Annotated in this window: 17 protein-coding genes and 7 tRNA genes; 18 read left to right on the forward strand and 6 right to left on the reverse strand. The window is 62.2% G+C overall.

Annotated elements, in window-relative coordinates:
• Window positions 1-39 precede the first annotated feature (39 nt).
• The 7 genes from pgsA to C8C89_RS13325 all read left to right on the forward strand — a co-directional run bounded on the left by pgsA (window position 40) and on the right by C8C89_RS13325 (window position 1,527).
• Window positions 40-624, forward strand: coding sequence for a CDP-diacylglycerol--glycerol-3-phosphate 3-phosphatidyltransferase (pgsA, locus tag C8C89_RS13295; protein WP_101481959.1), 585 nt, complete (start codon window positions 40-42; stop codon window positions 622-624).
• 105 nt (window positions 625-729) lie between these two features.
• Window positions 730-805: transfer RNA gene (locus C8C89_RS13300), tRNA-Gly, on the forward strand.
• 92 nt (window positions 806-897) lie between these two features.
• Window positions 898-973 (forward strand) — tRNA-Gly (locus C8C89_RS13305).
• Window positions 974-1,044: 71 nt separating this feature from the next.
• Window positions 1,045-1,120 (forward strand) — tRNA-Gly (locus C8C89_RS13310).
• A 56-nt stretch (window positions 1,121-1,176) separates the two neighbouring features.
• A tRNA-Gly gene (locus C8C89_RS13315) sits at window positions 1,177-1,252 on the forward strand.
• 83 nt (window positions 1,253-1,335) lie between these two features.
• Window positions 1,336-1,411 (forward strand) — tRNA-Gly (locus C8C89_RS13320).
• Window positions 1,412-1,453: 42 nt separating this feature from the next.
• Window positions 1,454-1,527, forward strand: a tRNA-Cys gene (locus C8C89_RS13325).
• Window positions 1,528-1,557: 30 nt separating this feature from the next.
• Here C8C89_RS13325 and C8C89_RS13330 read toward each other — a convergent pair.
• A complete protein-coding gene (locus tag C8C89_RS13330) occupies window positions 1,558-1,806 on the reverse strand; it encodes a hypothetical protein (RefSeq protein ID WP_133990300.1) in 249 nt (82 codons plus the stop codon).
• Here C8C89_RS13330 and C8C89_RS13335 point away from each other — a divergent pair.
• Window positions 1,796-3,283: a SulP family inorganic anion transporter gene (locus tag C8C89_RS13335; protein ID WP_133990302.1), complete on the forward strand. Its 1,488-nt coding sequence runs from the start codon at window positions 1,796-1,798 to the stop codon at window positions 3,281-3,283. The two genes, C8C89_RS13330 and C8C89_RS13335, sit on opposite strands and share 11 nt — an antisense overlap.
• 70 nt (window positions 3,284-3,353) lie before the next feature.
• Entirely contained in the window at window positions 3,354-3,806 is a 453-nt protein-coding gene (locus C8C89_RS13340) for a hypothetical protein (protein ID WP_133990304.1), read from the forward strand.
• A gap of 54 nt (window positions 3,807-3,860) precedes the next feature.
• On the opposite strand, the gene C8C89_RS13345 is transcribed toward C8C89_RS13340, so the two are convergent.
• Entirely contained in the window at window positions 3,861-5,570 is a 1,710-nt protein-coding gene (locus C8C89_RS13345; protein WP_133990306.1) for a methyl-accepting chemotaxis protein, read from the reverse strand.
• Window positions 5,571-5,951: 381 nt separating this feature from the next.
• On the opposite strand from C8C89_RS13345, the gene C8C89_RS13350 reads away from it, so the two are divergent.
• The 9 genes from C8C89_RS13350 (at window position 5,952) to C8C89_RS13395 (ending at window position 18,605) form a co-directional block, all read left to right on the forward strand.
• Window positions 5,952-8,096: a TonB-dependent siderophore receptor gene (locus tag C8C89_RS13350; RefSeq protein ID WP_133990308.1), complete on the forward strand. Its 2,145-nt coding sequence runs from the start codon at window positions 5,952-5,954 to the stop codon at window positions 8,094-8,096.
• A gap of 310 nt (window positions 8,097-8,406) precedes the next feature.
• Entirely contained in the window at window positions 8,407-11,478 is a 3,072-nt protein-coding gene (gene fdnG, locus C8C89_RS13360) for a formate dehydrogenase-N subunit alpha (protein WP_166674728.1), read from the forward strand.
• A gap of 13 nt (window positions 11,479-11,491) precedes the next feature.
• The gene (fdxH, locus tag C8C89_RS13365; RefSeq protein WP_101481952.1) at window positions 11,492-12,415 is read left to right on the forward strand and encodes a formate dehydrogenase subunit beta; all 924 of its coding nucleotides are present in this window, start codon (window positions 11,492-11,494) and stop codon (window positions 12,413-12,415) included.
• Entirely contained in the window at window positions 12,402-13,073 is a 672-nt protein-coding gene (locus tag C8C89_RS13370; RefSeq protein WP_101481951.1) for a formate dehydrogenase subunit gamma, read from the forward strand. The genes fdxH and C8C89_RS13370 overlap by 14 nt, the downstream gene beginning before the upstream one ends.
• Before the next feature lie 139 nt (window positions 13,074-13,212).
• A complete protein-coding gene (gene fdhE, locus C8C89_RS13375; RefSeq protein ID WP_133990314.1) occupies window positions 13,213-14,268 on the forward strand; it encodes a formate dehydrogenase accessory protein FdhE in 1,056 nt (351 codons plus the stop codon).
• Window positions 14,265-15,674, forward strand: a complete 1,410-nt coding sequence (gene selA / locus C8C89_RS13380; RefSeq protein ID WP_133990316.1) for an L-seryl-tRNA(Sec) selenium transferase — start codon at window positions 14,265-14,267, stop codon at window positions 15,672-15,674. Before fdhE ends, selA begins: the two co-directional genes overlap by 4 nt.
• Window positions 15,671-17,626 carry a selenocysteine-specific translation elongation factor gene (selB, locus tag C8C89_RS13385; protein ID WP_133990318.1) on the forward strand — a complete coding sequence of 652 codons (1,956 nt, stop codon included), beginning with the start codon at window positions 15,671-15,673 and terminating at the stop codon, window positions 17,624-17,626. Before selA ends, selB begins: the two co-directional genes overlap by 4 nt.
• A 12-nt stretch (window positions 17,627-17,638) precedes the next feature.
• Window positions 17,639-17,734: transfer RNA gene (locus tag C8C89_RS13390), tRNA-Sec, on the forward strand.
• 157 nt (window positions 17,735-17,891) lie between these two features.
• Window positions 17,892-18,605 (forward strand): transporter substrate-binding domain-containing protein, encoded by a 714-nt coding sequence (locus C8C89_RS13395; RefSeq protein WP_243858000.1) that lies wholly within the window; start codon window positions 17,892-17,894, stop codon window positions 18,603-18,605.
• 1 nt (window position 18,606) lies between these two features.
• On the opposite strand, the gene C8C89_RS13400 is transcribed toward C8C89_RS13395, so the two are convergent.
• From C8C89_RS13400 to C8C89_RS13415, 4 genes are all read right to left on the reverse strand, one after another.
• Window positions 18,607-19,347 carry a GGDEF domain-containing protein gene (locus C8C89_RS13400; RefSeq protein WP_133990320.1) on the reverse strand — a complete coding sequence of 247 codons (741 nt, stop codon included), beginning with the start codon at window positions 19,345-19,347 and terminating at the stop codon, window positions 18,607-18,609.
• Between the two features lie 3 nt (window positions 19,348-19,350).
• On the reverse strand, window positions 19,351-19,749 hold the full coding sequence (locus tag C8C89_RS13405) for a DUF1987 domain-containing protein (protein ID WP_133990322.1): 399 nt from the start codon (window positions 19,747-19,749) through the stop codon (window positions 19,351-19,353).
• 22 nt (window positions 19,750-19,771) lie between these two features.
• Entirely contained in the window at window positions 19,772-20,329 is a 558-nt protein-coding gene (locus tag C8C89_RS13410) for a SiaB family protein kinase (protein ID WP_101481945.1), read from the reverse strand.
• 64 nt (window positions 20,330-20,393) lie between these two features.
• On the reverse strand, window positions 20,394-21,608 hold the full coding sequence (locus C8C89_RS13415; RefSeq protein ID WP_208327697.1) for a SpoIIE family protein phosphatase: 1,215 nt from the start codon (window positions 21,606-21,608) through the stop codon (window positions 20,394-20,396).
• Between the last annotated feature and the right edge of the window lie 77 nt (window positions 21,609-21,685).

The following is a 21,685-nucleotide window of genomic DNA, read 5'->3' on the forward strand; positions in this document are numbered from 1 at the left end:
TCTTCATGTTCAATTTACCCGTCGGCCGATTGCTTCCTTATGCCTTTTAATATTCCCATCCTTTTGACCTGGCTGCGCGTGGCCCTGATTCCACTCGTCGTCGGCGTGTTTTATCTGCCGCCGTCCATGCTGCTGCATGGCGACCAGAACCTGGTTGCCACCCTGGTCTTCATTGTTGCCGCCGTGACCGACTGGTTCGATGGTTTCCTCGCGCGGCGCTGGAACCAGACCTCGGCCTTTGGCGCCTTCCTCGACCCGGTCGCCGACAAGCTGATGGTGGCGGGCGCCTTGCTGGTGCTGGTGCAGCTGGACCGTGTCAATGCCGTGCTGGCCTTCATCATCATCGGCCGCGAAATCACCATTTCCGCATTGCGCGAATGGATGGCGCAGATCGGCGCATCGAAATCGGTGGCAGTCAGCTCGATCGGCAAGATCAAAACGGCCGCGCAAATGACGGCCATCCCCTTGCTGCTCTACCACGATGTGATCTTCGGCGCGATCGATACCCATGTGTGGGGCGAAAAACTGCTGTGGATCGCCTGCGTGCTGACGGTATGGTCGATGTTCTATTACCTGCGCCTGGCATGGCCTCTCATCAAGGAAAAAGCAGGGAATTTGCACTAAGAACAGGCAGGCGGCTGTTTTGTGCGGAATATTTTGCAAAAGACCAGATATTGCCCGTTGACAGCCCCTGTAATCCCTCTATAATGCTGGCCTGTTGTTGATGACGCGGGAGTAGCTCAGTTGGTAGAGCGCAACCTTGCCAAGGTTGAGGTCGAGAGTTCGAGACTCTTCTCCCGCTCCAGTTTTCTGGATCGTGTCATAGGTAAAAACAGCAGCTGCAGTAAAAAGTAGTACTGGCGATGTAGTAGAGCTTCTGATACAATGTTGTCCACTGCGGGAGTAGCTCAGTTGGTAGAGCGCAACCTTGCCAAGGTTGAGGTCGAGAGTTCGAGACTCTTCTCCCGCTCCAGTGAATGCTGGATCAGCAGTAAAGCAGCACTGGTAAACGGTAGTAAAAAGCAGTAAAATAGTGGTTCGTATGCGGGAGTAGCTCAGTTGGTAGAGCGCAACCTTGCCAAGGTTGAGGTCGAGAGTTCGAGACTCTTCTCCCGCTCCAGCGCAAGCTGGAAGCAGTACAGCAAGATGGCAGTAGCAGAAAATAGAAGCTCCAATGCGGGAGTAGCTCAGTTGGTAGAGCGCAACCTTGCCAAGGTTGAGGTCGAGAGTTCGAGACTCTTCTCCCGCTCCAGAATTCTAAAGGGAAGCTAAGCTGGCTTCCTTTTTTTATCCGCCACAGCACGCGGCGTGATTAGGCAGTAACCAAGCTCCAATGCGGGAGTAGCTCAGTTGGTAGAGCGCAACCTTGCCAAGGTTGAGGTCGAGAGTTCGAGACTCTTCTCCCGCTCCAGTTATCAAGGTGGGCCGCAAGGCGCATCCAAGCAGTTCCTCTGGCGAGGTAGCAAAGAGGTTATGCAGCGGCCTGCAAAGCCGTTTAGACGGGTTCGATTCCCGTCCTCGCCTCCAGATGAAAAAAATAGCCCGCTTTCGAGTGGGCTATTTTTTTGTCCATATTTTTGCCGGTTGCGCATCTTGTATAATGCCGGCAAGCTCAGCCGCGCCGCCTGGCGCCTTGATGAAACTTCCCCTTTCCGCCATACCGATGTAGTCACTGACGACTTTCCTGCTCCGATCGACCTCAGCGCAGCTTTTCTGTGACACCCGCTGGCATGGCTGCGCCTGTTTATTGCCCATCAGGCCCGCATTTTCCTGTTCCGACTTTGGATACGCATCAATGATCAACACAACTTTTCGCGATGAGTGGTACTCGAACGTAGCAAAAAATATCCTGGCTGGCCTGACCACCTCCTTCGCGCTGGTGCCCGAGTGCATCGCCTTCGCCCTGGTGGCGCAGTTGAACCCCTTGATGGGCCTGTATGGCGCTTTCATCATTTGTGCATGCACGGCGATCTTTGGCGGACGTCCCGGTATGATTTCGGGCGCCGCCGGTTCCATGGCCGTGGTGATCGTGGCGCTGGTGGCGCAGCACGGTGTGCAGTATCTGCTGGCGACCGTGGTGCTGAGTGGCATTTTGATGGCCATGTTCGGTATCTTGCGCCTGGGTAAGCTGATCCGCATGGTGCCCCATCCCGTGATGCTGGGCTTTGTGAATGGTCTGGCCATCGTCATCGCCCTGGCGCAACTGGAGCATTTCCGCCAAGCCACGCCGCAAGGTGAAAGCTGGCTGCAAGGCACGCCCTTGCTCGTGATGGGTGGGCTGGTGGCCCTGACCATGGCCATCGTCTACGTGCTGCCGCGCATCACGAAGGTCGTGCCGCCAGCACTGGTGGCCATCCTGGGCGTGGGCGTGCTCAGCCATGTCTTGCACTTGCCCACGCGCACCCTGGGCGACCTCGCGCATATCGCCGGCGGCTTGCCAGCCCTGCATTTCCCCACCGTGCCGCTGGACATGGGCACTTTGCACATCATTTTTCCGTATGCGGCGCTGATGGCCATGGTGGGGCTGCTGGAAACCTTGCTCACATTTAATCTCACAGATGAGATAACGGAAACGCGGGGGCAGCCGAACCGCGAATGCATCGCGCTCGGTGCCTCGAACGTCGTCTCGGGCCTGTTTGGCGGCATGGGCGGCTGCGCCATGATCGGGCAGACGATGATCAATTTGAGTTCCGGCGGCCGCTCGCGCCTGTCGGGCGTGACGGCCGGCGTGATGATTCTGCTGTTCATCCTGTTCCTCTCGCCGCTGATCGAGCGCATACCGCTGGCCGCCCTGGTGGGCGTGATGTTCGTGGTGGCCCAGCAGACGTTTGCCTGGGGTTCCTTGCGCGTGCTGGGCAAGGTGCCGTTGCAGGATGCGCTGGTGATCGTTGCCGTGACGGTGATCACGGTATTCACCGACCTGGCGATGGCCGTGCTGTGCGGCATCGTCATCGCCGCCTTGAATTTTGCCTGGCAACATGCGCGCGACATGCGCGCCGACATCGATGACAAGACTCCGGGCGTGCGCGTGTACGTGCCGCACGGCACCCTGTTTTTCGCTTCGGCCACGCACTTCCAGGAACTGTTCCAGCCGACCGCCGATCCGGCCTGCGTCATCCTCGATTGCCGCTACATGCATATGGCCGATCACTCGGCCATCGCCGCCATTGAAGCCTTGTATGAGCGCTATGACAAGGCGGGCAAGCACCTGCAGGTGATGCATTTGTCCGCCCGCAACCAGGTCCTGCTGCAGCGCGCTGGCGTGGTGGTGAGCGTGGCGTAAAATATGGGAAGGTTGGATCCGTGCCGTTTCTCGACAATGGGCGGAATTGTTGAATGTCTGTGGAGTGTGAATGCTGTCGAACGAACAAGAACAATTATTGCAACAAAGCCAGGCTGGTTTCGACGCTTACTATGACGCGCTGGCTACGTCGCTGGTGAACTTTGTCGAGCGCCTGGGCATCCAGCCCGCGCACGAAGTGTTGACGAACGCGGCCGAATACCTGCCGTACATCGATGCAGCCATGCGCACCATCGTTATCCGAGACGAGAGCTGGCAATGGGTGAAAACCATGCTCGGCTACTTTATCGGCGAATACTTTGTGCAGGGTCATGCGGGCTGCTGGTATGTGGAAACGCGGGCCGAATCGCCGCATTTCTGCCGCTATATGGTGGGCGGCTTCGAGCATGGCCTGCCGCTGGACGCGGCCATCGATCCGGAAGCGCTGGCGCTGGCATTCCTGGGACAATCCGCGCCGCGCGAACTGGCGAAACTGATCGAAGATGCGCAAACCAGGCTGTGCTGATGCCTGGCCGTTTGGCATGCGTGGCAGTGGCTGCCACGCATTGATCGTCACACCTTAAAACTCTTCCCATTCGCCTTGGGCAGGGCTTGTTGCCTTGCTGCTGGCGCGCGTCGTGGGCAGCCGCAGGGCAGGGGCCTTGCGGGCAGGCGCGGCCGGTGTTGCTGGAGCTGTCGGCGCGCTGCGCTGCGCCGCTGTCACGCTGAAACGGTCGGTCGCCGCCGCGCTGGCATCCAGTCGGAAGACGCTGACCACCTGCGCCAGTTCGCTCGCCTGTTCCTGCATCGCTTCGGCTGCGGCCGAGGCTTCTTCCACCAGGGCTGCATTTTGCTGCGTCACCTGGTCCATTTCGGAAATGGCCTGGTTGACTTGCTCGATGCCTGCGCTCTGTTCTTCGCTGGCGTTGCTGATCTCGCTCATGATGGAGGTGACGAAGCCGATGCTTTGCACGATTTCTTCCATCGTCTTGCCGGCCTTGTCGACCAAGTCCGTGCCCACCTCGACCTTTTGCACGGAGTCGTCGATCAAGCCCTTGATTTCTTTTGCCGCCGCTGCCGAGCGCTGCGCCAGGTTGCGCACTTCCGTGGCCACCACGGCAAAGCCGCGTCCCTGTTCCCCGGCGCGTGCCGCTTCCACGGCCGCGTTCAGGGCAAGGATGTTGGTCTGGAAGGCGATGCCGTCGATGACAGAGATAATATCGACGATTTTCTTCGACGAGGTATTGATCTCACCCATGGTGGCCACCACTTCGGCTACCACGGCGCCGCCGCGGCTGGCGATGCCGGCTGCGTCGCCCGCCAGTTTGTTTGCCTGGCGCGCATTGTCCGCATTCTGCTTCACGGTCGAGGTCAGCTCTTCCATCGACGAGGCCGTTTCTTCCAGCGAACTGGCTTGCTGTTCCGTGCGCGACGACAGGTCCTGGTTGCCTGCGGCGATTTCCGCTGAGGCCGTGGCGATGGTGTCGGTGCCGCTGCGCACCTGGCCCACGATGCCGACCAGGCTGTCGTTCATGGTTTTCAGGGCGTGCATCAGCTGGCCCGTTTCATCGCGGCCCTGGGCCGTGATGGTGCTGCTCAGGTCGCCCGCTGCCACGGTTTCCGCCACTTTCACGGCATCGCGGATGGGACCTGTGATCGAGCGCGTGATCCACCACGCGAAACCGATGCCCATCAGCACGGCCAGCACGCCCATGGTGATCAGGAAGATGCGGGTGCTGCTGTAAGCCTCGATGATGCTGGCGCCTACGCCGTCGGCAGCCTTGATCTGCATGCCGGCAAAGCGCTTCACTTCGGCCAGGTAGGCCGTGGTGATTGGCGTGACTTCCTTCTCGAATACTTCCTTGGCGCCCGCCACGTCGCCGTCGGCCTTCATCTTGAAGGCGCGTGCGCGCGTCGTCACATAATCGGTGCGTACCTTGCGCACGACCTTGAATTGCTCGATCACGGCCGGGTTGAGCAGCGACGCGATGATGTCGTCCTGCAGCTTGCTGGAACGCTCCGCATCGACTTTCAAGTCTTCCTCGATCTTGGCGCGCACGATGGGATCGGTGATTTCAAACGAGGCCACGCCGCGCACGCTGTTCAGTTCAATGATCTTCGACCATTCGGCCACCATACGCTGGTTCTTGATGCTGGTATTGATGAGGCGGTAAGTCAGGTCACTGGCCGTTTGCATGCGCACGAGGGCGGTGATGGTCAAGGCGGCAAGCAACAGCAATACGACAGCAAAGCCGACGCCAAGGCGGCTGCCGATGTTCAGGTTTTTCATGTAATTCCTAGCAGTTTAATAGTCATGATCGCCGCCGCCAGCAGGGGCGGACAGGCGCCGCAAGGCGCAGGGGATCGGGGTCTTCGGGTGCCGCGTGCATGCGTTGCGGCGCGCCGCGCAGTGCGCGGCGTTGGAGGTGAAGCAAGGGGTGTGGCGGCGTGGGAATCCGCTAACCAGCAAGCGCAAGTATAGCATTGACGCACGGAAATAGTTTTCCAAAGCAATTTTAATTACTTTTTGATATTAATTTATTGTTGCTTTTTTACATCAAGTACCTGGTCCATAAGTACTATCACTTACATCCCGCCTTACTTTTCGCTGTGTCTGCTGGTAAAATACTAATGATAATCATTCGTATTAAATAATCGACCAGGGAGTTGTATGCAGCGCAAGCCAGGATGTAAACCGATTACCATCGCCGTACTGGGCGCCTTGACCTTGGGCGCCGTGCCACTGGCGGCATGGGCGCAGGAAAGCTTGCCCGCCGTCACCGTGACGGCATCGAAGGACAAGGATGGCTATGTCGCCGGCACGTCCGCCAGCGGCACCAAGACGGAAATGGCCCTGCGCGATGTGCCGCAGACGATCAACGTGGTGCCGGCCGCGGTCATCCGCGACCAGAACGCCATGTCGATCCAGGACATCATGAAGAACATTCCTGGCGTGGGCTTGTCCACGGGAGACGGCCAGCGTGACCAGGTGTTTATCCGCGGCTTCACGGCCATAGGCGACCAGTTTGTCGACGGCTTCCGCGATGACGCCCTGTATTTCCGCGACCTGTCGAATGTGGAACGGCTGGAAGTGATCAAGGGGCCGGCCGCCGTCCTGTACGGCCGCGGTTCCTCGGGTGGCCTGGTCAACCGCATCTCCAAAAAACCGGGCGTGGATATCACGGACCTGGCCCTGAGCTTGACAAATACAAAAGGGCGCCGCGGCGAAGTCGACGTGGGCCGCGTTGGCGAGACGGTGGACTGGCGTTTTACTGGCGCGCGTGAATTGTCGGACAGCTACCGCGACCAGCAATTCATCAATCGCACGGCGCTGGCGCCATCGGTGGCCATCCGCCTCTCTGGCGCGACCAGGCTGCTGCTGCAGGGCGACTACCTGGAAGACCGTCGCCTGACAGACTTCGGCATCCCGTCCTACCATGGCCGCCCGGTGGCTGTTGATGCGAGCACTTACTACGGCGCCGCCAACGCCCGCGATAGCGATTTCAGCCAGTCGCGCGTGGTCTCCACGGCAGCCACCCTGACGCACAAGTTCAGCGAGTCCTTGTCGCTGCGCAATGCCTTCCGCTATTACGATTACCACCTGGACCGCAACAACACGAATATTTCCGGCAACGTCAACGAAGTCAAAGGCACGATGAACTTCGGCCACGCCAAGCTGAACCGCGACGAGAGCGGCTGGTTCAACCAGACGGAACTGACGCAAAAACTGGTCACCGGCAGCCTGCGCCATGAAGTGCTGTACGGCGCCGAGTTTGGCAAGCAAAACAAGGATGCCAACAGCTGGGCCTCGACCGTGGTGGCGACGAATGTATCGATCTTCAACCCTGTGCTGCCGCAGGTCGACCGCAGCAAGCTGGGCGCGCGCAGCGATACTTTCGGTACCTACGATACGGCCGCCGCCTACGTGCAGGATGCCATCAGCTTCAGCGACGAGTGGAAGGCGCTGGCCGGCTTGCGCTATGACAGCTATCAGCAGCAGTCGCGCCTGGCCAATGCGGCCGGAGTGACGACGGCGAAGCTGTCGCGCACGGATGCGGCCTACAGCCCCCGCGCCGGCCTCGTCTGGCAACCGGGCAGCACGCAATCGTACTATGCGTCGTGGAGCCGCTCGTTCCAGCCCAGCGGCGAGAACTTCGCTCTGGCCGCCAACAATGCCGACCTGGCGCCGGAAACCACGCGCAACACGGAAGTGGGCGCCAAGTACGAGCTGTGGGGTGGCCGCGCCAACGCCACTGTGTCGCTGTTCCGCCTGGAACGCGACAATATCAAGACCAGCGACCCCATCACGAACCGCATCGTACCTGTCGGCACGCAGCGCACGGACGGCCTGGAGCTGACTTTGAATGCCGACCTGCATGATGGCTGGAAGATGGTGGCCGGCTATGCCTACCTGGACGCCACCATCACGGATTCCATCGCCGTCGACAAGAGCGTCAACGTAGCGGGCACAACGACGGCCAGTTCCGTCGCCATCAAGGGCAAGCGCGCCACGTTGACGGCGCGCAATACGGCCAACCTGTGGCTGACGAAAGACCTGGGCCATGGCTACACCGTGGGCGGAGGCATGAATGCCGTCGGCAGCCGCTTCGCCAATCCGGGCAATACGGTGGTATTGCCTGGCTACGTGACGGCCGACGCCATGGCCGCCTACCGCACGGGGCGCTATGAAGTGCAGCTGAACGTCAACAATATCGGCGACACGCGCTACATCGTTTCCGGTCACGGTTCCAGCCCTAACCTGAGCTTGCCGGGCGCGCCGCGCACTGTGGCGCTGACCTTGCGCTACAGCCTGTAAGCAGGCTGTCATTCGCCGCACCCCGAAAAACCCGCTTGCGAGCGGGTTTTTTCATGCCTGGATAGCGATATGCAAGTGCACAGTACGGCTGCCACGCCGGTAACGGCAGGTTGGCATTGTTTAGAAGAACTGTTCGGTTCCTATAAAATATTGTTGACTAAGTGTAATTTTTTCCGGCGCTCTGAGCCTTGACGGAGTTTGAGGGGTAAAATGGTGTCATACGGCACAGTCATGGTGCTTATATCTTCGTGATATGAGACCACGACGACGTTGTATGACTCTTATTTACTCACATCATAGAGGCCTGAATATGGTTCAGATGTCCAGGCGCCAGTTCCTTCGGGTAACTGGCGCGACCATTGCTGGTTCCAGCCTCGCCCTGCTCGGTTTCGCACCGGGCCAGGCGATGGCGGAAGTGCGGCAATACAAGCTGTCTCGCACGACCGAGACACGTAATACCTGTCCTTACTGTTCGGTAGGATGTGGCGTCCTGCTGTATGGACTGGGCGACGGCGCGAAAAATGCCGTCTCCAGCATCATCCACGTGGAAGGCGATGCCGATCACCCGGTGAACCGCGGCACGCTGTGCCCGAAAGGCGCCAGCCTGGTCGACTTCATCCACAGCCCGAACCGCCTGAAAGTGCCCGAATACCGCGCACCGGGTGGCACGGAATGGCAGCCGATCTCCTGGGATATGGCGCTCGACAAGATCGCGCGCCTGATGAAGGATGACCGTGATGCCAACCTGATCGAAAAGAATGCCGACGGCAAGACCGTCAACCGCTGGCTCTCCACCGGCATGCTTGCCGCGTCCGCCGGCAGCAACGAGGTCGGTTACCTGACCCACAAGACAGTGCGCAGCATGGGGATGCTGACCTTTGATAATCAGGCGCGTGTATGACACGGACCGACGGTGGCAGGTCTTGCCCCGACGTTTGGCCGTGGCGCGATGACGAATCATTGGGTCGATATCAAGAATGCCGATGTGATTTTGGTCATGGGCGGCAATGCAGCAGAAGCACATCCTTGCGGATTCAAATGGGTAACGGAAGCGAAGGCGCATAACAAGGCCAAGCTGATCGTTGTCGATCCGCGTTTTACCCGTACCGCATCCGTGGCAGATTACTACTGCGCCACGCGTACCGGCACGGACATCGTCTTCCTCGGCGCGATCATCAATTATCTGCTGACGAACGACAAGATCCAGCATGAGTACGTGCGCAACTACACGGACATGCCCTTCATCGTGCGCGAAGACTATGCGTTCGAGGATGGCCTGTTCTCGGGTTTCGACAAGGAAAAAGGCAAGTACACCAACAAGGCCACCTGGGATTACGAGATCGGCGACGATGGTTATGCCAAGGTCGACCCGACCCTGGAACACCCGCGCTGCGTCTACCAGATGATGAAGAAGCACTACGCACGCTACACGACCGAGATGGTCGAGCGTACGTGCGGCGTGTCGGCCGACAAGTTCCACAAGGTGGCGGAAGCCATGGCTTCGACTGCCGTGCCGGGACGCGCCGGCACCATCCTGTACGCACTGGGCTGGACGCACCACTCGACGGGCGCGCAAACCATCCGTACGGGCGCCATGGTGCAGCTGTTGCTGGGCAATATGGGTATCGCTGGCGGCGGCATGAACGCCTTGCGCGGCCACTCGAATATCCAGGGCTTGACCGACCTGGGCCTGATGTCCAACCTGTTGCCAGGTTATATGACCTTGCCCAACGAGGGCGAGCAGGATTTCGATGCGTACATCGCCGCACGCGCCACCAAGCCGCTGCGGCCGAACCAGCTCAGCTACTGGAGCAATTACCGCAAATTCCACGTCAGCTTCATGAAGACGTGGTGGGGTGATTTCGCCACGGCCGAAAACAATTACGCCTTCGACTACCTGCCGAAACTCGACAAGCCGTATGACTTGATGCAAGCCATCGAGAACATGCACCAAGGCAAGATGACGGGTTATATCTGCCAGGGCTTCAATGTGCTGGCGTCCGCGCCGAACAAGCAGAAAGTCACGGAAGCGCTGTCGAAGCTGAAGTTCCTCGTCATCATGGACCCGCTGGCCGTGGAAACGGGCGAATTCTGGAAGCCGCACGGGCAATACCACGAAGTCGATCCCACCAAGATCATGACGGAAGTGTTCCGCTTGCCGACCAGCTGCTTCGCCGAAGAACGCGGTTCGCTGGTGAGCTCTTCGCGGGTCTTGCAATGGCACTGGCAGGCGGCCGAACCGCCGGGCCAGGCGCGCAGCGACCTGGAGATCATGTCGGGCCTGTTCTTGCGCATGCGTAGCATGTACAAGAAAGAGGGCGGCAAGTTCCCCGATCCTATCGTCAACCTGACGTGGAATTATGCGCAGCCGCATAACCCGCAGCCGGAAGAAATCGCCCGCGAATTCAACGGCCGTGCACTGGCTGACTTGTACGATCCGAAGGACGCGACCAAGTTGCTGGTGAAAAAGGGCGAGCAGCTGGCCTCGTTTGCGCAACTGCGCGACGATGGCACCACCACCAGCGGTTGCTGGATCTTCGCCGGCAGCTGGACGCAGGCGGGCAACCAGATGGGACGGCGCGACAATAGCGACCCGACGGGCATCGGCCAGACTTTGGGCTGGGCTTGGGCGTGGCCGGCCAACCGCCGCGTGCTGTACAACCGTGCCTCGTGCGACTTGAAGGGCAAGCCTTTCGACCCGACCCGCAAGTTGATCGAGTGGAATGGCACGAACTGGAGCGGGGCCGATATTCCCGACTTCAAGGTCGACGAGCCGCCGGAAAATGGCATGGGCCCGTTCATCATGCTGGGCGAGGGCGTGGCGCGCTTCTTTGCGCGTGGCGCCATGGCCGAAGGGCCGTTCCCCGAGCATTACGAGCCGTTCGAAAATCCGCTGGGTTACAACCCCATGCATCCGAAAAACCCGCAGGCGACCAGCAATCCGGCCGCGCGCGTGTTCGCCGATGACCGGAAAATGTTCGGCACGCACGAGGAATATCCGCATGTGGCCACCAGCTACCGCCTGACCGAGCATTTCCATTACTGGACCAAGCATGCGCGCCTGAACGCCATTATCCAGCCGCAGCAATTCGTTGAAATCGGCGAAGAGCTGGCCAAGAGCATCGGCGTCGTTGCCGGCGGTGAAGTGCGCGTCAGTTCCAAGCGGGGCCACATCATCGCCAAGGCCGTCGTCACCAAGCGCATCAAGGCGTTGATGATCGAGGGCAAGCAGGTGCATACCGTGGGCCTGCCGCTGCACTGGGGCTTCACGGGCGTGGCCAAGCCGGGGTATCTGATCAATACCCTGACGCCGGGCGTGGGGGATGCGAATTCGCAAACGCCGGAATTCAAGTCCTTCCTGGTGAAGGTGGAAAAAGCATGATGGGAGCTCAATAATGGCACTGCAATCCTTAGATATCCGGCGCCTGTCGGCTACCACGGTGACGCCACCGCAAGCGCGCAGCCCGGTGACGGGCACCGTGGCCAAGCTGATCGATGTGTCGAAATGCATCGGCTGCAAGGCTTGTCAGACGGCGTGCATGGAATGGAACGACTTGCGCGATGAAGTCGGCGAAAACCATGGCACCTATGACAATCCGACGGACTTGACGCCGCAATCGTGGACGGTGATGCGTTTTGCCGAACACGAAAACAACGACGGCAACCTCGAGTGGCTGATCCGCAAGGATGGCTGCATGCACTGCGAGGACCCGGGCTGCCTGAAGGCTTGCCCGGCGCCGGGCGCCATCGTGCAATACACGAATGGCATTGTCGATTTCCACCAGGAAAACTGCATCGGTTGCGGCTACTGCGTGGCTGGCTGTCCTTTCGACGTGCCCCGCATTTCGAAAAAGGACGACCGCGCCTACAAGTGCACGCTCTGCTCGGACCGCGTGGCCGTGGGCCAGGAACCGGCCTGCGTGAAAACCTGTCCGACGGGCGCCATTGTTTTCGGCACCAAGGAAGACATGAAGGTGCATGCGGAAGAGCGCATCGTTGACCTGAAGTCGCGCGGTTTCGAAAACGCGGGCCTGTACGATCCGCTGGGCGTGGGCGGCACGCACGTGATGTACGTGCTGCACCATGCCGACAAGCCGAAGCTGTATTCGAACTTGCCGGAACGCCCGCGCATCAGCCCGATGGTGGGCTTCTGGAAGGGCTGGTCCAAGCCGCTGGCCGTGGCCGGCATGGCTGCCACGGCGCTGGCAGGCTTCTTCCATTACACGCGTGTCGGTCCGAACGAAGTGAGCAAGGACGAAGAGCGCGAAGCGCTGGAAGAGGCCAAGCGCATCCGGGAGGAAGACCATGAGCCACAATGACCTGCATGATGGAAAGCGGTACGACAAGGATGGCAACCCGCTGATTCAGCGCTACGATCCGAACGAGCGCACGAACCATTGGGTGACCGCCATCACCTTCGTCATGCTGGCCCTGTCCGGCCTGGCCATGTTCCATCCCTCGATGGCGTGGCTGGCGAACCTGTTTGGTGGCGGGCAATGGACGCGCATCTTGCATCCGTTTGCCGGCCTGGTGATGTTCGTCTCGTTCGCGATCCTGGTGGTGCGTTTCTGGCACCACAACAAGTTCGAGGACGGCGACAAGCAGTGGCTGAAACAGATGGACGACGTGCTCAACAACCGCGAGGAAAAGCTTCCGAAGATCGGCAAATACAATGCCGGCCAGAAGATCCTGTTTTTCGTGCTGCTGGCAAGCATGATTGGCCTGTTGCTGTCTGGCATCGTGATTTGGCGCGCGTATTTCGCGTTCTACTTCCCGATCGACGTGGTGCGTTTTGCCGCCTTGCTGCATGCCACTTGTGCTTTTGCCATCATCTGCGCCATCATCGTGCATATCTATGCGGCGCTGTGGGTCAAGGGCTCGATCGGCGCCATGGTGCGCGGCACCGTCACCTATGGCTGGGCGCGCAAGCACCATCCGAAGTGGTTTGAAGCGGTCATTCGCAACAGCAAAGACTGACGGTTTTTTGCTTAATTAGCCCAAGTGCAAGAGCTGGGGTCAGACCCGACGGGTCTGACCCCGGTTTTCCTTTGCGGCTTGCGCTGCACCATATCGATTAGAATACTTTACAGCCCCCTTTTTTGATGGGAAAACTCCATTGGTACAACGCATTCTTCAGCCAGGCGAAATCGAAGGCCTGGACCACAACGCGATTCCGCGCCTGCTGCTGCCGCAGCCTGACAGTCTGTTCAAGGCGCGCGCCTTGCGCTTGCGCGAACTGGCGCAAGGCAAGATCAAGGGCATCCCCGTGGACGCGGGCATGCAGGGCTACCTGGTGCTGATGGCCGCGCTGGCCGATGCGCAGGCCGCCGTGGTGGGGAAACTGGCGCCCGGCGCCGTGCCTGCCGCCGACCCCGACGCGCTGCGCCGCGCGATGCAGCACCGCATGCCGGTGCTGCCCGTGAATGGCGCCCGTCCGCCCGTCTGGCGCGACATCTTTGCCAGCCTGCTCGATGAACTGGCCGCCACGGCAGCCAGCCAGCCGGCATTATCGGGCGGCCTGACCCAGGTGCTGGCGCAGTTGCGCGCGCTCGACGCGCCAGCGCTGGATGCCTGCGCCGATGCCGTGCTCGATGAAAACGGCGACAACCTGAACCCCATGCACGCGCCGTTCGTCGCGGCCGCGCTGCAGATCCTGTGGTCGGTGTCGGCCAGCGAACTGCGCGCCGCGCGCGTGCCGGACCTGGAAACGGGCACACTGTGCCCCGTCTGCGGTTCGCACCCCGTCGCCAGCGTAATCCGCATCGGCGGCCAGTCCCAGGGCTACCGCTACCTGCACTGCGGCATCTGCGAAAGCGAATGGCATATGGTGCGCGTGAAGTGCTCCACCTGCGAACAGAATGGCAAGATCGCCTACCAGGGCCTGGACGCGGCCGACGCAAAGCCGTTCGACCCCGTGACGGCGAAGGACGACAAATTACCCAACAAAGCGAATGATCCTAAAAAAGTGGCGCGCGCGGAAACCTGCGACGATTGCCATACTTATCGCAAGGTCTTCAACCAGGAACACGATTACAACGTCGAGCCGCTGGCCGACGACCTGGCCAGCCTGATGCTTGACCTGCTGGTGGGCGAAGCGGGCTACCAGCGCGCCAGCGGCAATCCGCTGCTGTGGCTGGGGAAGAACGACAGCAGCGAGGACCCGCAGCCATGACGACGGGGCAAACCGTGCGCCTGCCGTCGGTCGACCGCATCCTGGGCGACGCGGCTTGCCTCGCCCTGATTGCGCACTACGGCCGCGCGCAAACATTGGCCTGCGCGCGCGCCGTGCTGGCGGAACTGCGCGCGGCCATGCTGGCCGGTGCAGTCTGCGAAGAGGGCGCATCGCTTGCTGCCATCGTCGCGCAAATGGCCGAGCGGCTGCAGGCCCGATCACGCTCGCAGCTGCGCGCGGTGTTCAACCTGACGGGCACCGTGCTGCATACGAATCTGGGCCGCGCGCTGCTGCCCGACGCCGCCGTGCAAGCCGTGGTGGAAGCGCTGCAGTGGCCGATGAACCTGGAGTTCGACCTGGAAACGGGCAAGCGCGGCGACCGCGACGACCTGGTCGAGGAATTGCTGCGCGAACTGACGGGAGCAGAAGCGGCTACCATCGTCAACAACAATGCGGCCGCCGTGCTGCTGATGCTCAATACCCTGGCGCAGAATAAAGAGGTCGTCGTCTCGCGCGGCGAACTGGTGGAAATCGGCGGCGCCTTCCGCATCCCCGACGTGATGACGCGCGCGGGCGCCGTGCTGCGCGAAGTGGGCAGCACCAACCGCACCCACCTGGCCGATTACGCCAATGGCGTGAATGAGGACACGGCCCTCTTGATGAAGGTCCATTGCAGCAATTACGCGATCACCGGTTTCACGAAAAGCGTGGAACTCGACGAACTCGTACCGCTGGCATCCAAACACGGTGTGCCGACGGCCGTGGACCTGGGCAGCGGCACCCTGGTCGACCTGGCGCAATACGGCCTGCCACATGAAACGACGGTGCGCGAGACGATAGCAGCGGGCGCCGACCTGGTGACCTTCAGCGGCGATAAATTGCTGGGCGGGCCCCAATGCGGCGTCATCGTCGGACGCGCCGACCTGATCGCGAAAATCAAGCGCAACCCCCTGAAACGCGCGCTGCGTGTGGGCAAACTGACCCTGGCCGCATTGGCCCCGGTGCTGCAGCTGTACCGCGCGCCGGACTTGCTGGCCGAACGCCTGACCACCTTGCGCCTGCTGACGCGCCCCGCGGCCGCCATGCGCGCGCAAGCCGAGCTGCTGCTGCCGCAGTTGCAAAGCGTGCTCGGTGCCGCCTACGTGGTCAACGCCGAAGCCATGAAAAGCCAGATCGGCAGCGGCGCCTTGCCCGTCGACCAGCTGTCCAGCTTTGGCCTGGCCATCCGCAGCGCCCCCGGCTCGCGCCTGAGCAATCCATTGGGAATGCTGGAGCAGCGCCTGCGCGCCTTGCCGTGCCCCGTCATCGGGCGCATCGGCCAGGATGCGCTGTGGCTGGACCTGCGCTGCCTGGAAGCGGCGCACGAGACGGCCTTCATCGCGCAGCTCGACGAGTTGTCCGCATGATCGTCGGTACCGCAGGCCATATCGACCATGGCAAGACGACGCTCACGCGCGCGCTGACGGGCGTGCACACGGACCGCCTGAAGGAAGAGCAGGCGCGCGGCATCTCGATTGAACTCGGTTATGCCTATCTGCCGCTGGCGGACGGCACGGTGCTGGGCGTGATCGACGTGCCCGGCCACGAAAAATTCATCCGCACCATGGCTTCCGGCGTGACGGGCATCGACTTTGCCCTGCTGGTGGTGGCGGCCGACGATGGCATCATGCCGCAGACGCACGAGCACCTGGCCATCCTGCAGCTGCTGGGCGTGACGCGGGGCGCCGTGGCGCTGACCAAGATCGACCGCGCCGACAGCGCCCGCGTGGCGCAGGTGGAAGCGGAGATCGAGGCGCTGCTGGCCGGCACGCCATTGGTGGGCAGCCCGATTTTCCCCACGGCCGCCAGCCGGGACAACGATGCCGGCGTGGCCGCCTTGCTGGCGCACTTGACGCAAGTGTCGCGCAGCCTGCCGCAGCGCGATGAACGACGTTTGTTCCGCCTGGGCGTGGACCGCGTGTTTACCTTGTCGGGACAGGGCACCATCGTCACCGGCACGGCGCTGGCCGGCATGGCCAGGGTGGGGGACACCCTGCAGCTGGCACCCGGCGGCGCAAGCGCGCGCGTGCGCAGCATCCATGCGCAAAACCGCGCAGCCGAGACGGGCATGGCGGGCCAGCGCCTGGCGCTGAACCTGGCCGGCATCGACCGCGAACGCATCGAACGGGGCAACTGGATCGTCGCGCCGGAACTGGCGCAATGCTCGGAGCGTATCGACGTGGAACTGACTTTGCTGCCCGACGCCGGCGTGCAATTGAAAGCCTGGTCGCCGCTGCACGTGCATCTGGGCGCAGCGCACCAACTGGCGCGCGCCGTCATGCTCGATGGCGAGACGCTGTCGCCGGGGCAGACGGGGAGAGTGCAGCTGGTGTTCGACGCCCCCATGCACGGCGTGCCGGGCGACCGTTTCGTCGTGCGCAATGCGCAAGCGACGCAGACGGTGGGCGGCGGCATGGTGCTCGACCCGTTCGGCCCCGCGCGCAAGCGGCGCAGCCCGGCCAGGCTTGCCTGGCTCGATGCCCTCGCTGCCTTTGTCGCGCAGGGCGACTATGCGGCGCTGCTGGCGCAAAGCCCGCTGGGCTTGCGCGAGTCGCTGCTGGTGCGCCTGTCGCTGCTGCCGGCGAACGCCATCGCGCTGCCGGCCGATACGCGGCGCATCGCCCTGCGCGGTGGCGATGCCCTGCTGCTGGCGCCGGCGGCGCAGGCCGCGCTGGAAGAGCGCGTGCTGGCCGCCCTGGCGGTGTTCCACGCGCGCGCACCCGATGAAGCGGGGCCGGAACTGTGGCGCCTGAAGCGCATCGTCGACGCGGAGATGGAAGACGCCTTGTGGAGCCATCTGGTCGAAGGCTTGCTGGCGCGCGGCGAGCTGCAGGCGCGCGGCGCCAGCCTGCATCTGCCGACGCACAGCGTGGAACTGACGCCGCAGGAGCAAACGGTGGCCGAGCCCTTGCTGGCGGCTTTGCTGCAGGGGCGCTTCGAGCCGGCGTGGACGCGCGACCTGGCGCGCGACTTCGGCCTGGCCGAGGACGAAACGCGCAAGCTACTTCGTAAACTTGCCAAGGCAGGGCAGATCAGTCAGGTGGTGCACGACCTGTTTTATCACCAGGCGGCGCTTGCCGAGCTGGCGCAACTGGTGCGGGAATTGGCGCAAGGGGCGGAAGAGGGTGGCGGCTTGCCGGCCGGCAGTGGCGCCGTCGGGGCGGCGACCTTCCGCGACGCCAGCGGCCTGGGCCGCAAGCGTGCGATCCAGGTCTTGGAATTCTTTGACCGCGTCGGTTATACTCGCCGTGTTGGCAATGGGCATCTATTGCGCCCGCAAGCGCTGTGGTCCTATAGTGCAGCCTTGCCCAACAGCTAGCTCAGGCACCGCGGAAAGCACACTCATCCGGTGATGTGGCCGGGCTTCAAACCCGGTGGAGGGCGTCAGACGTTCTCCCGTAGGTTCGACTCCTACTGTTTTCCGCCAGTTATTCTTCCCTTTTTCCCCTGCACAGTGATCGTCCCGGCGTTGGCCTGTTGCCACATTGCGGAAAATGAATGGTGTAATTGGCAATATGCAGCGATGCTGACGCGGGCCGATGGTAACATCGGCGGAAATCCCCCTGTAGCAGATGAAAGCAAGCATGAAACAAGCAAGCATGGCACGGCTGCTGGCAGTGGCGCTGCTGATGCCGGCGCTGGCCGCGGCGGCTGCCCTGCGCATCGTTGGCGAGCACTTGCCGCCATCGAGCATGATGGAAGGCAATGTCGTTGTCGGACGCGAAACCACGAAGGTGCGCGACATCATGGCCCGCGCCGGCATCGCCCACAGTATCGAATTACTGCCGTGGAAGCGCGCGTATGCGCAGGCGCTGCGCGAAGCCGACACCTGCATCTTTTCCACCACCCGCACGCAAGAGCGCGAAGCGCAATTTCGCTGGATCGGCCCCCTCAACGAAGCAGAGTGGATACTGTATGGCCTGGCCGAGCGGCATCTGACGCTGCGCACGCTAGCCGATGCGCGCGGCCTGGTGATCGGTACGGTGCTGGGCGACGCGCGCGACGACTACCTGCGCCAGCATGGCCTGAGCGTGGCGCCCGTGACGCAGGAGTGGCTCAATCCGCAAAAACTGTTGCTTGGGCGCATAGATCTGTGGGCCGTGGGCATGGCGGTGGGCAGCAAGCCGTTTGTCGGCAAGGAGTGGGAGGGCAAGGTGGAACCGCTGCTGACCTTTAATCGCGTGCAGACTTACCTGGCCTGCAACCTCAAGGTGCCCGAGGCGCAGGTGGCTGCCATGCAGCGCGCCGCTGCCGCCATGCGCCGCGACGGCAGCATGGCGCGCGAGCCTGGCCGCTGATTCAGCTTTCCAGCCACTGGCGCACGCAGTTGCGTCCTTCGCGCTTGGCCTGGTACAGGGCCTGGTCCGCATGGCTGTAGGCCGTCTCGAAGGCTGTTCCGGCGCGGTTCCAGCTCAGGCCCACGCTGACGGTGATGGCCCGCGTGATGGGCGCCGCATGTCGCTGGCGGCCGACGCTCTCGCAGATGCGCTGCGCCACTGTCGCCGCGTCGTCGCGCGAAGAGGTGGGCCAGACCACGGAAAATTCTTCACCGCCGACCCGGCCGATGGCCGTTTCCTGTCCTAGCAAGCCTTTCAGGCAGTCGACCACGGCCTGGATCACGCCGTCGCCGGCCGGGTGGCCGAAATCGTCGTTGACCTGCTTGAACAGGTCGATGTCGAGCACGATTAGGGCCATGTCGCCCTGCGCCAGGCAGCGCGAGGCATGCTCGATCACGGCGCCGCGGTTCAGGGCGCCCGTCAGCGGGTCGTGCGTGGCGCGATATTCGAGCTGGCCGGCCAGGGTTTGCAATTGCCGGTTCAGCAAATGCATGTCGCGCTCGGCGCGGTCGCTGCGGCCGATCAGGCGCCGCGTCTCGCGCATCAGCCGTTCGTAGTGATTGATCAGTTCACCGAGCACGCGGCGCTGCGCCTCGCCGCTGGCATGGACGTCGGCGTGCATGTGACGCGCGGCAGCAAGCGCCGCCGCTTCCACGGTGAACAGGTCGGGTTCCAGGGCGGACTCGGAGATGGCGGCGTGCATGCTCTAGCTGCCTTGCACGGGATGGTCGTGGAAGTCGAGGGCCGTAAAGTCCTGCTGCAGCTCCTGGCCAAATTCCAGGATCGTGTCATCGTCTTCATCGTGATACCAGTTCAGGCGCACTTGATTGCCCTCCATTGCTGCCTGGTTCAGGATGTCGAACAGGGTAAACAGCATCTTCGTGCTGGAGCTGTTGAAGTAGGCCAGCGAGACGTTGACGGTGATGGCACTCTCGTGGCAGCCGTCCAGGTAGGCGCGCACGGCGGCGATCAACGGGCCATAGAAGGCGGCCGCGTTTTCCGGATATGACTCGCCCTTGATTGACAGGGTGTGCTGCTCGAAACGGAAGTCGATTTCGGGCGAACTCGGGGTCGCGGCGATGAACAGTGGTGACGGTAATTGCATATGCTTTCCTGAGTCGGCTCTTTCAAATGATGGCTTTGATGCAGAAGATGGTGTGCCCCGGCTCCTGGGGATCCTGGACGAATTCGAATTCCAGCGGCTCGCTGGCATCGCGCGCCATGGTGAGGAAACCCAGGCCAGCGCCCTTGCTGTCGGACGGTGCTTCCTCGCGCAGGGCCTTCTTGTAGGCGAGGCGGATTTCTTCCATCGTCATGCTGTGCAGCGGCTCCAGGCGGGTGCGGATCTGCGCCACGTTGTCCGTCGAGACGGGGTTGGCGCACAGCAGAAAAAAGCTGTCGCCGCGCGTGCCGATGCAAAACGAGCCGCGCCGCATCTGCTGGTCCAGCTGCGCATCGGGCGTCAGGCTGTCCGCCGAATAGTGCATGATGTTTTGCGACATCTCGATGAACGACGAAAAGATGCGCCGCCGCGTCGGCCCGGCCGCGCCGGCCGTGTCGAGGCGCGCCTTGATGGTTTCGGAAATGGCGCTCACCACGTGCTGCGAGAAATAGCCCACGTAAAAAAAGATGATGTTGCGCTTGCGCGCCACATCCCAAAACTCGTTGAATTCTTCGTACAGCACGTCCGTGCTCCTGGCTAGCCGGTGACCCGGTTTCTTGTTGATAAGGTGGTTCGAGGGCGCCCGACTACAGGCGGAAACAGAAAAAGGTCAGGTCGTCGCGGCGCGGCTGTTTGCCTTGCCAGGCGACGCTGTCCAGCAGCAGCGCCGCCGCCGCCTCGCTGGCGGGCGCGTCGCGCTGCGCCAGCAGCAGCTCTCGCATGCGCCGCTTGCCATAGGCGATGTCGCGCGCGCCGCCGATCTGGTCGAGCAAGCCGTCGGTAGTGATGAACAGCAGGCTGCCGGCGGGGATGGCTAGCGTCTCGTTGTGCCAGCAGTAGCTGGCGGGCGTATCGACATAGCCCACGCCCATGCGCGCGCCATCGATGGCGCGCACGGCCTCTTCGCCGGGCGCCACCACGTGCAGCGCCAGTTTCGCCCCCGCGAAACGCAGGCTGGCGCTGGCGTCGTCGTAACACAAGAAGGCGCAATCCATGCCGTCGTTCGAACCGGCGTGGCCAGCGTTGTCGCTGCCGGCGCCGTCCTGGCCCAGCAAGGTCTTGATGGCGCGGCTGACGGTGCCGATCAGGGCGGCAGGATCTCGCGGCCCCAGTTCGCGCAAGGCCTGGCTCAGGGCCGACGAGGCGATCAGGGTCATGAAGGCCCCCGGCACGCCATGGCCCGTGCAGTCGGCGATGGCGGCAAACCAGCCGTCTGCGTGGCGTTCGAAGAAGTAGAAATCGCCGCCGACGACGTCGCGCGGCTGCCATTCCAGGTGGGCGTCGGGCAGGGTGGCGCGCAATTGCGCATCGGAGGTGCGCAGCAGGGCGCGTTGGATCACGCTGGCGTAATCGATGCTGTGCATGATTTGCCGGTTCTTTTCGGCCTGCATGGTGGCCACCACGTTCATCAGCTGCAAGCCGAAGCCCACGCCGGCCAGCGCACCATCCTCGGTGATGATGAAGCCATCGGCCAGCGCTTTTTCGCCCGCTTCCACCGCACGGAAGGTGAGGTCCTCGATGCTCATGGCGCCATCGACGATCAGCGGTTCCTTGTCCATGAAGGCGATGCAGCTCTTCTTGCCGTACACCTCGTGATAGAAGGGCTTGGACATCTGCGACATGAAGATGTTGCGGCTGATCAAGCCGATGGGCTTCTGCTGCTCCGTAACTGGCAGGCTCATCATGTCTCGCCGTTCCGTAAACAACTCCAGCACGGCGAAATTGCTGGCGTCGGCCTGCACTGATTCCGTGGGGATGCACAGATCAGCCGCCACGGAGGTGCGAAAACGGGGAAGATGCAATCGAGAAGCGTTGAACTCCACAGCGGCTACCTTTACATGACAATCGGACCCTTGTTGTCGCGACGGCAAGGCGACTG

The sequence above is a fragment of the Janthinobacterium sp. 75 genome (assembly GCF_004365495.1).
In the GTDB taxonomy this organism is placed as follows: domain Bacteria; phylum Pseudomonadota; class Gammaproteobacteria; order Burkholderiales; family Burkholderiaceae_D; genus Janthinobacterium.

What these genes read in the sequence shown, in the direction of transcription:
- C8C89_RS13335 (WP_133990302.1), top strand. Translation starts at nt 1,796, where the DNA reads ATGATCAACACAACTTTTCGCGATGAGTGGTACTCGAACGTAGCAAAA.
- C8C89_RS13345 (WP_133990306.1), bottom strand. Translation starts at nt 5,570, where the DNA reads ATGAAAAACCTGAACATCGGCAGCCGCCTTGGCGTCGGCTTTGCTGTC.
- C8C89_RS13370 (WP_101481951.1), top strand. Translation starts at nt 12,402, where the DNA reads ATGAGCCACAATGACCTGCATGATGGAAAGCGGTACGACAAGGATGGC.
- C8C89_RS13340 (WP_133990304.1), top strand. Translation starts at nt 3,354, where the DNA reads ATGCTGTCGAACGAACAAGAACAATTATTGCAACAAAGCCAGGCTGGT.
- C8C89_RS13395 (WP_243858000.1), top strand. Translation starts at nt 17,892, where the DNA reads ATGAAACAAGCAAGCATGGCACGGCTGCTGGCAGTGGCGCTGCTGATG.
- C8C89_RS13350 (WP_133990308.1), top strand. Translation starts at nt 5,952, where the DNA reads ATGCAGCGCAAGCCAGGATGTAAACCGATTACCATCGCCGTACTGGGC.
- fdxH (WP_101481952.1), top strand. Translation starts at nt 11,492, where the DNA reads ATGGCACTGCAATCCTTAGATATCCGGCGCCTGTCGGCTACCACGGTG.
- C8C89_RS13400 (WP_133990320.1), bottom strand. Translation starts at nt 19,347, where the DNA reads ATGCACGCCGCCATCTCCGAGTCCGCCCTGGAACCCGACCTGTTCACC.
- selB (WP_133990318.1), top strand. Translation starts at nt 15,671, where the DNA reads ATGATCGTCGGTACCGCAGGCCATATCGACCATGGCAAGACGACGCTC.
- selA (WP_133990316.1), top strand. Translation starts at nt 14,265, where the DNA reads ATGACGACGGGGCAAACCGTGCGCCTGCCGTCGGTCGACCGCATCCTG.
- pgsA (WP_101481959.1), top strand. Translation starts at nt 40, where the DNA reads ATGCCTTTTAATATTCCCATCCTTTTGACCTGGCTGCGCGTGGCCCTG.
- C8C89_RS13405 (WP_133990322.1), bottom strand. Translation starts at nt 19,749, where the DNA reads ATGCAATTACCGTCACCACTGTTCATCGCCGCGACCCCGAGTTCGCCC.